Source organism: Micromonospora sp. NPDC048894, from assembly GCF_040649765.1.
In the GTDB taxonomy this organism is placed as follows: Bacteria; Actinomycetota; Actinomycetes; order Mycobacteriales; family Micromonosporaceae; genus Micromonospora; species Micromonospora antibiotica.
Genome location: NZ_JBEZFY010000011.1, coordinates 116558 through 128829 on the forward strand (window position 1 = coordinate 116558; position 12272 = coordinate 128829).

The 12272-nt window shown below is 73.6% G+C and carries 9 protein-coding genes; 4 read left to right on the plus strand and 5 right to left on the minus strand.

Annotated elements, in window-relative coordinates; genetic code table 11:
* Positions 1–29 precede the first annotated feature (29 nt).
* Together AB0C22_RS23035 and AB0C22_RS23040 are read right to left on the minus strand one after the other, a co-directional pair.
* A complete protein-coding gene (locus AB0C22_RS23035) occupies positions 30–1082 on the minus strand; it encodes a sulfite exporter TauE/SafE family protein (RefSeq protein ID WP_357536906.1) in 1053 nt (350 codons plus the stop codon).
* A 109-nt stretch (positions 1083–1191) separates the two neighbouring features.
* Positions 1192–1662 carry an Rrf2 family transcriptional regulator gene (locus tag AB0C22_RS23040; protein ID WP_219463812.1) on the minus strand — a complete coding sequence of 157 codons (471 nt, stop codon included), beginning with the start codon at positions 1660–1662 and terminating at the stop codon, positions 1192–1194.
* A gap of 159 nt (positions 1663–1821) precedes the next feature.
* On the opposite strand from AB0C22_RS23040, the gene AB0C22_RS23045 reads away from it, so the two are divergent.
* Together AB0C22_RS23045 and AB0C22_RS23050 are read left to right on the plus strand one after the other, a co-directional pair.
* Positions 1822–3357, plus strand: a complete 1536-nt coding sequence (locus tag AB0C22_RS23045) for a serine/threonine-protein kinase (RefSeq protein ID WP_357536908.1) — start codon at positions 1822–1824, stop codon at positions 3355–3357.
* A 28-nt stretch (positions 3358–3385) separates the two neighbouring features.
* Positions 3386–5152 carry an extracellular solute-binding protein gene (locus AB0C22_RS23050; protein WP_357536910.1) on the plus strand — a complete coding sequence of 589 codons (1767 nt, stop codon included), beginning with the start codon at positions 3386–3388 and terminating at the stop codon, positions 5150–5152.
* 111 nt (positions 5153–5263) lie between these two features.
* Here the strand turns inward: AB0C22_RS23050 and AB0C22_RS23055 are convergent, their stop codons facing one another.
* The 3 genes from AB0C22_RS23055 to AB0C22_RS23065 all read right to left on the minus strand — a co-directional run bounded on the left by AB0C22_RS23055 (position 5264) and on the right by AB0C22_RS23065 (position 8357).
* Positions 5264–6148 carry an acyl-CoA thioesterase II gene (locus AB0C22_RS23055; protein WP_208569250.1) on the minus strand — a complete coding sequence of 295 codons (885 nt, stop codon included), beginning with the start codon at positions 6146–6148 and terminating at the stop codon, positions 5264–5266.
* Positions 6149–6283: 135 nt separating this feature from the next.
* Positions 6284–7732 carry a pyruvate kinase gene (gene pyk, locus AB0C22_RS23060; protein ID WP_219463817.1) on the minus strand — a complete coding sequence of 483 codons (1449 nt, stop codon included), beginning with the start codon at positions 7730–7732 and terminating at the stop codon, positions 6284–6286.
* A gap of 259 nt (positions 7733–7991) precedes the next feature.
* Positions 7992–8357, minus strand: coding sequence for a YciI family protein (locus AB0C22_RS23065; protein WP_208569252.1), 366 nt, complete (start codon positions 8355–8357; stop codon positions 7992–7994).
* 357 nt (positions 8358–8714) lie between these two features.
* Here AB0C22_RS23065 and AB0C22_RS23070 point away from each other — a divergent pair, with 357 nt between their 5' ends.
* Complete coding sequence (locus tag AB0C22_RS23070; protein WP_357536912.1) at positions 8715–10964, plus strand: SpoIIE family protein phosphatase; 2250 nt, start codon at positions 8715–8717, stop codon at positions 10962–10964.
* A 121-nt stretch (positions 10965–11085) separates the two neighbouring features.
* Positions 11086–11952 carry an aldo/keto reductase gene (locus AB0C22_RS23075; protein ID WP_219463819.1) on the plus strand — a complete coding sequence of 289 codons (867 nt, stop codon included), beginning with the start codon at positions 11086–11088 and terminating at the stop codon, positions 11950–11952.
* The last annotated feature ends 320 nt before the right edge of the window (positions 11953–12272 follow it).

Consider the following 12272-nt stretch of genomic DNA (forward strand, 5'->3'; position numbering starts at 1 on the left):
GACGGCGGGCCGCGTACCCCGTCGGTGGTTCAGCGCTCGACGACGGCGAGCCGGTCGTCGTCGGCGTCGGCCGGGGCGGCCCCGGCGACGACCCCGGCCGCGACAGCGGAAGCCGCGGTGTCCGGCGACGGCGTCGTGGCGACGGCGTCGGCGGGGCTGGGCGCGTCGGCGGGGGTGGTGACGGCGGGGGTTTCGGCGGTGGCGGCGTCGACGATGGCGCGGGCCCGACGGGTGCGGCGCAACGCCCGGACGGCGAACGTCAGGGCGACCACCCAACCCACGGCGAGCAGCACGTAGACCACCGGACGCACGGTCGACCCGGCGTCACCGGCCTTGAGCAGGATGCGGGCGTTGGTCAGCACGATCACCCCGCCGATGGTGGCGCCCAGCAGTTGGGCGGGGACGATCCGCACCAGCCAGGCGGCCACCGGCGCGGCGATCAGGCCGCCGATCAGCAGCGCCGCGACGGTGGGCAGCAGGAAACCCTCGCTGCCCAGGCCGATCAGGAAGCCGATGCTGGCCGCCCCGGCCACCACGAACTCGGCGGTGTCCACCGACCCGATCACCTTGCGGGGCTCCATCCGACCGGAGACCAGCAGCGCCGGAGTGGCCACCGGACCCCATCCCCCGCCGCCGGTGGCGTCGACGAACCCGGCGACCAGGCCCAGCGGGCCGAGGAACCGGCCACGCAGCCGCCCGGCACCGGAGCGCTGGCGCAGCGGGCGGGAGAAACGCACCAGCAGGTACGCCCCGAGGGTGAACAGGATGCCGGCCATCCACGGGGCGGCGTTCTCGGTGGAGATGGAGCTGAGGAAGGTGGCCCCGACGAACGCGCCGACCGCGCCGGGCAGGGCGATCCGGGTGACCACCCGCCAGTCGACGTTGCCGAACCGCCAGTGCGCGACACCGGCGGCGAGCGTGGTGCCGATCTCGGCGAGGTGCACCGACGCCGAGGCGGCGGCCGGGGCGACGCCGACGAAGAGCAGCAGCGTCGACGAGGTCAGCCCGTACGCCATGCCGAGCGCGCCGTCGACGAGCTGTGCGGCCAACCCGACCAGAGCGAGGATCAGAAGCTTGCGCACGAGCCCTCCGAACTTTTCGGCATCTCCTATCGACTTGGTCGAGAATGCGGCACGGCGGCTCCCCGGTCAACCCCTGATCGGTGGGTGGGACGCCCCGGGGCGCGGCGGATCAGCTCCAGGCGCGGGGGTCGGCAGCCAACTCGGTGATCCGGCCGGGAAGTGTCCCGGCCGCCACGTCGGCGATGGTGACCTGCTCCAGGATCGCCCGCTCGCTGGCCCGCAACGCGATCCAGACCTCCTGCAACGCCTGCGCCGCACCGTGGTAACCGAGCTGTTCGGGGCGCTGCCCCCGGACGTGGGCGAGCGGACCGTCGATGACCCGGATCACCTCGGCGAGCGAGATCTCGGCCGCCGGGCGGGCCAACCAGTAACCGCCCTCGGGACCCCGCTGGGCGTGCACGATGCTGCCCCGACGCAACTGGAGCAGGATGCTCTCCAGGAATTTCGGTGGGATGTCCTGCGCCCGGGCGATCTGCTCGGCGGTGACGGGACGGGACCGTCCGGAGTCCCCGCCATCGGCGACCGCCGCGAGCTCGGCGGCCGCGCGGAGGGCATAGTCGACCCGAGCGGAGAGGCGCATGGCCGCAAGGTTAGTCGGCGACCCGGCCGGCCGGGTCGTCACCCTCCACCGAACGGGCAGGGTGTCATGTCCCGGTGGCGGGGACGTGGCACCATACCCCTGTCGCCGGCAGGGTCGCCGGCACACCACGACACACACCAGCGCACCGAAAACCGGCCGATGGGGGCAGCGACAGCGATGCCGGACGTGACACCGCTGAGCCCCCGCGACCCCCGCCAGGCCGGGCCGTACGAACTGGTCGGGAGGCTCGGCGCGGGCGGCCAGGGCGTGGTCTACCTGGGCCGCGACGAGCAGGGCCGATGGGTCGCGGTCAAAGTGATCAACGTGGACCTGCACCAGCATCCCCGGGCGAAGGCACAGTTCGTCAAGGAGATCGCCGCCGCCCGCCGGGTCGCGCCGTTCTGCACCGCGCAGATCCTCTTCGCCGACGTCGACGGTGAGCTGCCCTACGTCGTCAGCGAGTTCATCGAAGGCGTCACCCTGCAACGGCACGTCCGTGAACAGGGCCCGATCAGCGGCAACGCGCTGCACCGGCTGGCCGTGGGCACCGCCACCGCGCTCGCCGCGATCCACCAGTCCGACGTGGTGCACTGCGACCTGAAGCCGGACAACGTCATCCTCGGGGCGGACGGCCCCCGGGTGATCGACTTCGGCATCGCCCGCGCGTTGGACGTCACCGAGACGATGACCAACCGCGTCATGGGCACCGCCCCCTACATGGCCCCGGAACGGTTCCGCGACGACGAGGTCGGGCCGGCCAGCGACGTGTTCGCCTGGGCGGGGACCATCGCCTTCGCGGCGGGCGGACAACCACCGTTCGGCACCGGCCCCGTCGCGGCGGTGCTGCACCGGATCCTGCACGACCCCCCGGACCTGACCGGGCTCACCGGCCCACTGGCCACCCTGATCGGCCAGTGCCTGGACAAGGACCACCGGGCCCGGCCGACCGCCCAGGAGGTGCTGCTGCGGCTGCTCGGGCGGGACACCCGCGAGGTGCCGTTGCAGACCGTGCTGCGGGCCGGCACCGACGCGGCGGCCACCCAGCAGCTGCCCCGTACCCTCTCCTGTCCGCCGGCCGCCCCGCCCGCGCCGACCGGCGCGGTGGCCGACCCCTGGCCGACCGGCGCGGCGGCGGACCCGTGGCCGACCGCCGGGGTGGCGGGACCCGGGCCGACCATCTCGACCGGCCACCCGGCACCGCACGGGCCGAGCGGGCCGGCGATGGCGGCGGCACCGTGGCCCACCACGTCGACCTCCCACCACACTCCGCAGGTACCGACCGACCCGGCGACCGCCCCACCGGCGGCGGCCCGGCCCGCCCCGGCCGGACCGACGGCACCCCCGGGGACCCGGGCCACCGCCCCCGCCCCGGCCCTCACCCCCACACCCACCCGGACGACGACGGACCGGCCGGCCCCGGTCACCCCGCCGGCCCGGCGGGACGGTTTCGGGCGGCGGCTGCGTCGACAGTGGACCGACCCGTGGGGGATGTCCCTCGCGATCTTCCTCGGCGCGGTGGGCTTCGCCGCCGGGTACGTCGCCAGCACCGCCGTGGGCACGGCCGCCGCCGTCGGCGCGCTCACCCTCGTCGTGGTCTACGGTGTCCGTCTGCTCGTCGCCGCCGCGCTGACCCCGTCCACCACGCCGGACGGTCCCCCACCGCCGCCCGTGCCGGCACCGCGCACCGACACCTGACCCGCCGAACCAACCCCTGGAGGAGCCGATGGCCACCGGTCAGCGTCCCGCCCGACCGTGGCTGCCGCACGCGGTGGCCGTCGTCGCGGGGCTCGCGGTGATCGCCGGGGCGTACCTGTACGTCCGGCCCACGCCCGGCACCGACCGGGCCGACTGCATACCGCTGGAGGTCAGCTCCTCCACCGAGAAGAGCGCGCTGGTCGCCCAGCTCGCCGACCGGTACAACGCCGCCGACCGGCGCTTCGGTGGGCGGTGCGCGCAGGTGACCGTGCACGGTCTCAACTCGGGCGAGGCGATGGAGGCGCTGGCCGGCGGGTGGGCGCTCACCCAGCCGAAGGTCGCCGAACCACAGGTGTGGCTGCCCACCTCGTCACTGTGGACCGGGCAGCTGCGCCTGCTGGACTCCGCGGCGGGCCGACCCGCCCAGACCCCCGGGCAGTACCCGTCCATCGCCAACAGTCCCCTGGTCATCGCCATGCCCAAGGACCGGGGCGAGGTGGTGCAGCAGCGCGGCCCGCTCGGCTGGGCCGACGTGCTCGGCCTCTCCGGCGACACCGGTTGGGCGGCGTTCGGCAAGCCCGAGTGGGGCCGGTTCACCTTCGGCAAGGACAACCCGCACCTGTCCACCTCCGGCCTGGCCGCCACCATCGCCACCTACTACGCGGCGGTCAGCCGGGCCAGCGACCTGACCAGCGAGGACCTCGCCCAGCCGGCGGTGACCCAGTTCGTCAGGCGGATCGAGGCCAACGTCTCGCACTACAGCGACGACTCGGTGGACCTGCTGCGCAACCTCGCCGAGGCCGACGCCACCGCCACCGGGGACACCCCGGCCACGGACATGAGCGCGATCGTCCTCCAGGAGGAGCTGGTCTACCTCTACAACCAGGGGCAGCTCAGCCCCACCGGCAGCAAGCCCCGGGTCCCGCTGGTGGCGGTGCACCCCAAGGAGGGCACCTTCAACCTCGACCACCCGTACGTGGTGCTGCCCTCCGCCGACCCGGCGCAACGCGAGGCCGCCGAGGACTTCCTCACGTTCCTCCGCGACGGCCCGCAGCAACGCAGCTTCGCCGCGCTCGGTTTCCGGGACGACGAGCGCCAGCCCGCCGACACGCTGCTGGCCACGGTGGCCGGGCCGGGCGGCGACCGGCTCACCTACTTCGACCCGCCCACCCCGGAGGTGGTCGGCGCGATCCTCGGCAGCTGGGACACCCTGCGCAAGAAGGCGAACATCCTGCTCGCCGTGGACACCTCCGGCTCGATGAAGGCCACCGTCGGCGACCGGACCCGGTTCCAGGTGGCGACCGACGCCGCCAGCAAGGCGATCGGGTTGCTCAACGCCGCCGACCAGGTGGCGCTCTGGTCGTTCTCCAGCGAGACCCCGCAACGGCCGAAGAAGCCGTACAGCGAGGAGGTACGGCTCGCGCCGCTGAACCGGGAAGCGTTCAACCGGAAGCTGGCCGGGCTGCGCATCGGCGGCAACACCGCCCTGTACGCGACGGTCCGCGCGGCACACCGCTCCCTGCTCGACAGGTACGACCCGAAGCGGATCAACGCGGTGGTGGTGCTCACCGACGGCAAGAACGAATACCAGAAGGACAGCGACCTGGACCGGTTGCTGCGGGACATCGCACTGGACCCGAACAAGCCGGTGAAGGTCTTCTGCGTGGCCTTCGACCAGGAGTCCGACCTGGCCGCGCTGGACCGGATCGCCAAGGCGTCGTCCGGCAAGGCGTTCGACGCCAAGAACCCGACCACCATCGACGAGGCGTTGGTCAAGGTGGTCAGCAGCTTCTGACCACCCGGCCGGTCCCTGCCCGACCACCTGCGCACCGCCACCGCCCGACGCGCCACCTTCCCCGCACCCCACGGTCAGCGGGTGGCGGCGACCCGGCGCGGGCGGGTCCGCTCAGGCGCCGACGCGGCGCAGCAGGCCCTCCTGGACGGCGCTGGCGATGTGCCGGCCGTCAAGGGTGAACAGCCGGCCGGTGGCCAAACCCCGCGCACCGGAGGCGGACGGGCTCCAGCAGTCGTAGAGGAACCACTCGTCGGCCCGGAACGACCTGTGGAACCACAGGGCGTGGTCCAGGCTCGCCCCGACCAGACCGCCCGGACCCCAGACCTCGCCGTGCACCGACAGGACCGAGTCCAGCAGGGTCAGGTCCGAGGCGTAGGTCAGCGCGCAGGCGTGCAGCAGTGGATCGTCGGGCAACTTGCCGTCGATGCGCATCCAGACCCGCTGGTGCGGGTCGGCGGGCCGGTCGCCGGGGCGTACCCAGCCGGGTTCGCCGACGTAGCGGACGTCGATCGGGCGGGGAATCTGCCCCCAGATGCCGAGCCGCTCCGGATAGCGGGCCAGCCGGTCGGACATCGTCGGCACGTCGTCCGGGCCGGGCACGTCGGGCGGGGTCGGGGCCTGGTGTTCCAGGGCCTCTTCCTGCCGCTGGAAGGACGCCGACATGAAGAAGATCGGCTTGTCGTGCTGCAACGCCACCGAGCGGCGGACCGAGAAGGACCGCCCGTCCCGGACGTTCTCCACCTGGTAGTCGATCGGCTCGGCCGGGTCGCCGGGCCGGACGAAGTAGCCGTGCAGCGAGTGCACGAACCGGTCCGGGTCGACGGTGCGCCCGGCGGCGACCAGTGCCTGTCCGGCGACCTGCCCCCCGAACACCCGCTGCGGACCCACCGAGGGGCTGACCCCACGGAAGGTCATCGAGCCGGTGTGGTCGAGGTCGAGGACCTCGAGGAGCTGGTCGACCGCGGCCTGACCGGTCGCCGCCGGACGCCCGTTCACCGGCCTGCTTCTGTTCGCGACTGCGGGGCTCGCAAACCCGGCTCACTCCTCGCGCTCACCGGGCTGGCTCTGTTCGCGACTGCGGGGCGCGCAAACCCGGCGTGCTCCTCACGCTCACCGGGAGTTTCCCTGTGCTCACTGGAGCGCCCGGGCGGAGGCGGCGTCGACCAGGGAGCCGAGCTGGTGCACCCGCAGGGTGTTGGTGGAGCCGGGGGTGCCGGGCGGGCTGCCCGCGACGATCACCACGTAGTCGCCGGGGGTGGCCTGGTTGAGGCCGAGCAGAGCCTGGTCGACCTGACGGAACATGTCGTCGGTGTGCTGGACGAACGGCATCAGGAAGGTCTCCACGCCCCAGCAGAGCGCCAGCTGGCTGCGCACCTCGGGGACGGGGGTGAAGGCCAGCAGCGGCAGGTCGCAGTGCAACCGGCTGAGCCGCTTGACGGTGTCGCCGGTCTGCGAGAAGGCCACCAGCGCCTTCGCCCCGATGGCGCGGGCGATCGAGGACGCCGCCACGGTCAGCGCGCCACCGTGGGTGCGCGGGTCGTGCTGGAGCCGGGGCACCCCGATCGAACCGGCCTCGGTGGTGGTGATGATCTTTGCCATGGTGCTGACGGTGAGCACCGGGTACTTGCCGACGCTGGTCTCGCCGGAGAGCATCACCGCGTCCGCGCCGTCGAGCACCGCGTTGGCCACGTCGGAGGCCTCGGCGCGGGTGGGCCGGGAATTCTCGATCATGGAGTCGAGCATCTGGGTGGCCACGATGACGGGCTTGGCGTTCTCCCGGCACAGCTGCACGGCCCGCTTCTGCACCAGCGGCACCTGGTCCAGCGGCATCTCGACACCGAGGTCGCCCCGGGCCACCATGACGCCGTCGAAGGCGAGCACGATCGCCTCCAGGTGGTCGACCGCCTCGGGCTTCTCGACCTTGGCCAGCACCGGACGGCGCACACCCTCCTCGTCCATGATGCTGTGGACGAGCTTGATGTCCTCCGCCGTACGGACGAAGGAGAGCGCGATCAGGTCGACGCCCAGGCCGAGGGCGAAACGCAGGTCCTCGGCGTCCTTGTCCGACATCGCCGGGACGCTGACCGCCACGTTGGGCAGCGAGACGCCCTTGTTGTTGGAGACCGGGCCACCCTCGGTGACCAGGCACCGGATGTCGTTGCCGGTGACGTCGCTGACCTCGACGGCGACCCGGCCGTCGTCGATCAGCAGCCGGTCACCCGGCTTCACCTCCTGGGGCAGCTTGCGGTAGGTGCAGGAGACCCGGTCCCGGGTGCCGAGGATGTCGTCCCCGGTGATCACCACCGAGTCGCCGGTACGCCACTCGTGCGGCCCGTCGGCGAACTTGCCGAGCCGGATCTTGGGGCCCTGGAGGTCGGCCAGGATGGCGACCGGCACGCCGACCGCCTCGGCTGCCTCGCGGACCATGCGGTACACCGACTCGTGGTCGGCGTGACTGCCGTGGCTGAAGTTCAGCCTGGCCACGTTCATGCCCGCCTCGATGAGGCCCCGGAGCCGCTCCGGGGACGAGGTGGCGGGACCAAGAGTGCAGACGATCTTCGCGCGGCGGTTCACGCCCATCAGGCTAGTCTCTCCTCCGGGTCGACCTGGGGGTCGACCCCTTGCGGACTGAGGAACAGGGGTCCGACGACGCGCGGGGTGGGCGCCTGGCCGGCGGGACGCAGCCCACGCCGGGACGTCGGGGAGTCGCGGGCATCGGCGACCGCGCGCCGGGAATCGTACCGCCCGGGGACCAACGCCGTCCGCGCGCTCCCGTGCTCGTCCGCCCCGACACCGGCACCGTCGGTCACCACGACCCGACGTCCGGACCCCGCCGCCCCTAGCTGTCGGTCTTGACCAGCGGAAACTCCAACGAGCCGGCCGGGCAGAGGAAACTCAGCACGTCGACCATGTAGAGACCGGCCTGCACCGCCGGGTCCGCCTCCATCACGCTGCGTACGTCCTCGACCGAGCCGGTGCGGGCCAGGCCGATGCCGATCGGCGGGGCGGGCTCCCGGGCCGGGCCGTCGATCGAGCCGGCCACCAGCACCAGACCCCGGCGTTGCAGGGCCCGCATGTGCGCGAAGTGCTCGGCCTGGAGCCGCTGCACGGTCTCCTTCGGCAGCACCCGACCGGCCGGGCCGGGATAGAGCACGATGCACTCGTACGTGTCGAGTGCGAAGTCCAGCTGCGGCGTACCCGTCATCGCGTCCCTTTCCCCGCGTCGGCGCCACCCCGCGCCGGTCTGCCCCGGACCCGGCCAGCGTCGCACGGTGGGCACACCCCTCGCGGCGGGTCGGGACAACTCCCCGGACCGCCTCCCCGGACCGTCGCCGGCACCGACCCGGACCGACGGCGGGCACCGGGACCGGAGCGGGACGGCCGACGCGGGCGGCGCACCGGGTCGGGGTCCGCCGGGCGGGCCCCGGCACGGGCCCGTCGGACAGCGGGGGCGACGTTCCGGCAGACCCGAACCGGATGATCGACAGACGTGCGGATCGGCCCACGCTGGTACGGTCCGACTGATGGGGAAGCGCTCGATCCGCAGAGCGGAGGTCCCGACATGACTCGCTCCGCCGCCGCTCCCCGGCCGCCGGACGACGCACGCTGGCGGGACCTGCTCTCCCGGGCCGGCCGGACCGGCCGTCGGATCGTCGGGCACGACTGGGCCGGCAGCCCGCTCGGGCCCGTCGAGGACTGGCCGGCGAGCCTGCGTACCGCCCTGGTGATCTGCCTGTACAGCCCCGAACCGGCCGCGATCTGGTGGGGACCGGAACTCGTGCTGCTGCCCAACGACGGGTACCTCGCGCTGCCCGACCCGGTCGGCGCGCAGGAGCCGGGCCAACCCGGGGCGGCGGTCTGGCCGGACGCGGTGCCGACGCTGACCGGGCTGCTGACCACGGGCCAGGTGACCTGCCGGCAGGAACGGGAGGTCGGCTCCGGCGCGGAGCGCCACCGACTGGTCTTCTCGTCGGCTCCGATCGTCGACGCCACCGGCCGGCCCGGCGGCGTCTTCACCACCGTCGCCGAGGCGATCGGCCCCACCGGCGGGGCCACCGACGCCGACGACCCGACCGGATCCCCACGGTCGGACACCACCAGCGCCGGGACCGCCACCAGCACCGGGGTTCCCGCTGCGCGCCGCCGTGGCCGCCGGGACCCCGGCCAGCAGCAGGCCCCACACCCGGCGGCCGGGGAGCGGCGTCAGGCGCTGCGGCAGGCTGAAGGGCTGGCCCGGCTCGCCGGGTCGCTCAGCGCCGCCGGGACCCGCACGGCGGTGACGGACGTGGTCATCACGGTCACGCCGGCGCTGGTCGGGGCAACCGAAGTCCGGGTCGCGGTGGCCACCGCGGGCGCGTTGGACCTGACGGTGACCGACGGGAACGGCCCCGGTCGGCTCGCGGTGGCCGACGACGCGCCGCTGGCCCGCGCGGTACGCGAGGAGGCGACCGTCGCGCTGCCCGACGGGCTGTGCCTGCCGTTGCGCGACGGCACCGGCACCGTGCTCGGGGCGTTGGAGGTGCGCTGGGACGGGCCGGTCGCCGACGAGGAGGCCCGCCGGATCCTGCTCGACGCGGTGGCGGGGCTGTGCAGCCAGGCGTTACGCCGGGCCGAGCTGACCGCGTCCGCGCGGGCGATGGCGGAGTTCGCCGCCCGGCTCAGCGTCACCCGGTCCACCGGTGAGGCGATCGAGGTGATCCTGGACGCCGCGCCGATGGCCCTCGGCGCGGCGCTGCCCGGCCTGGCGATGCGCGACGAGGGCCGACGGGTCCGGCTGTGGCACGCGGAGCTGCCCAGCGGGCTGGTCGCCACCTTCGACGACCTGACCATCGACGATCCCCGGCCGATCGCCCGCGCGCTGCGCACCGGGGAACGGATCATCCTGCGTAACCGGGCCGAGTTCGCCGCCCGGCATCCCGGCCTGCCGGACCCGGCCGGCGAGTACGGGATGGTGACCACCGTCGTGCTGCCGCTGCTGGACGCCTCCCGGCGGCCCATCGCCGCGTTGGGCTTCGGCTGGCCCCGCGAACGTCCGCTGCCCGACGACGACCTGGCGTTGCTGGACACCATCGCCGACCTGTGCGAGCAGACCCTGGAGCGGGTCCGGTTGGCCGCCGCCGAGCACAACCTGGTGACCCGGCTCGCGGGCCGGCTGCGCACCTCGGCCACGGTCGGGCCCCCCGGTCTGGACGTGGCCACCCGCTACCAGCCGGCGATGAGCGGCCTGCACCTGGGCGGGGACTGGTACGACCTGGTCGACCTGGACGACGGCCGGCTGGCCGTGGTGGTCGGCGACGTGGTGGGCCACCAGGTCGAGGCGGCGGCCGACATGGCGCAGCTGCGGACGGTGGTGAACACCCTGATCCGGTCCGGGGTGCCGCTGGCCGAGGTGTTCCCCCGGTTGACCGGGCTGCTCGGGGTCGGGTTCCTCGGCACCTGCCTGGCGATGGTCGTCGACCCGGTGGCCGGCGAGGCGCAGGTGGCCCGGGTGGGGCATCCGCACCCGGTGCTGCTGCCGTCGGGGCGGCCCCCCGAGACGGTCTGGACGGGGCACTCGCTGCCGCTGGGGCTGGTCCGTGATCCGGTGCCGGTGACCACGGTGACGTTCGGCCCGGGGGACCTGCTGGTGGCGTACACGGACGGGTTGGTGGAACGGCGCGACCAGGCGTACGACGCCGGGGTGACGGCCCTGCACGAGGTGATCGTGCCGGTGCGCGACCAGCCGGTGGAGGTGATCGCGGACACCCTGCTGGCCAAGCTCTCCGGTTCCGACGACGACCAGGCGCTGGTGGTCATCCGGCACGTCGGCTGAGCACCCGTGTCGGTGCCCACATTCGGCCCGTGGGTGTTGCCGACGGCGATCTTCGGGAAAGGCGTTGAGGCGGTGGCTAGATTTGCCGCTGACGACAACGAACAGGATCGGGGTACGGCACATGGGGTCCAGCAGTCAGCCCGCGAAGGCGTCCGGCACCTACCGGATCGGTGGCGACCTCCAGGTCGACCGGCTCGGTTACGGGGCCATGCAGCTCACCGGCCCGGGGGTGTGGGGTGACCCGAAGGACCCGGCCGAGGCGGTGCGGGTGCTACGCCGGGCGTACGAGCTGGGCGTCACGTTCATCGACACCGCCGACTCGTACGGGCCGTTCGTGTCCGAGCTGCTGATCAGGGAGGCGCTGCACCCGTACGCCGACGACCTGGTCATCGCGACCAAGGCCGGGCTGACCCGCTCCGGGCCGGGTGACTGGCGGCCGGTGGGGCGGCCGGAATACCTGCGCCAGCAGTGTGAGCTGAGCCTGCGGCACCTGGGCGTGGAATCGATCGGGCTCTACCAGCTGCACCGCATCGACGCGAAGGTGCCGCTGGCCGACCAGCTCGGCGAGTTGGCCCTGCTCCAGCAGGAGGGCAAGATCCAGCACATCGGGTTGTCCGAGGTGACCGTCGAGCAGATCGAGGCGGCGCAGCAGATCACCCCGATCGTGTCGGTGCAGAACCTCTACAACCTGGCCGACCGCAGCGCCGAGGACGTCCTGGAGCACTGCGAGCGCAACGACCTGGCGTTCATCCCGTGGTTCCCGATCGCCACCGGCAACCTGGCCAAGCCGGGCGGCCCGCTGGACGCCATCGCCACCGGCCACGAGGCGACGCCCGCCCAGCTCGCGCTCGCCTGGCTGCTGCGCCGCTCGCCGGTCATGCTGCCCATTCCGGGTACGTCCTCGGTCGGTCACCTGGAGGAGAACGTCGCCGCCGCCCAGGTGCAGCTCACCGACGAGGAGTACGACGCCCTGGCCAAGGCCGCCTGACCGACCCGCCCCGGCGCGTCGTGCCTGACGGCAACAGGTCGAACAACCCTTATGCCTGTCCGTCATAAATATGACGGACAGGCATAAGGGTCTCGGCGAAAAGTGCCTCCGACAGCCTCCGCAGCACCCGACCCACGACGGGAGCGATGTGGTTTCCGGCCCCGGACGAGACCGGAACCCCGTTCCTCCCACAGCGCCCGGCACACGAGGGGGGGGGTGTTTGGGGCGGGCAAGCGGCGGGAGGGGCGACGTGGCCCCCCGCCGGGTGCCCCCGCGCGCCCGGCGCGCCCCCCCCGGCGGGGGCCGGGGCGGGGGGGCCG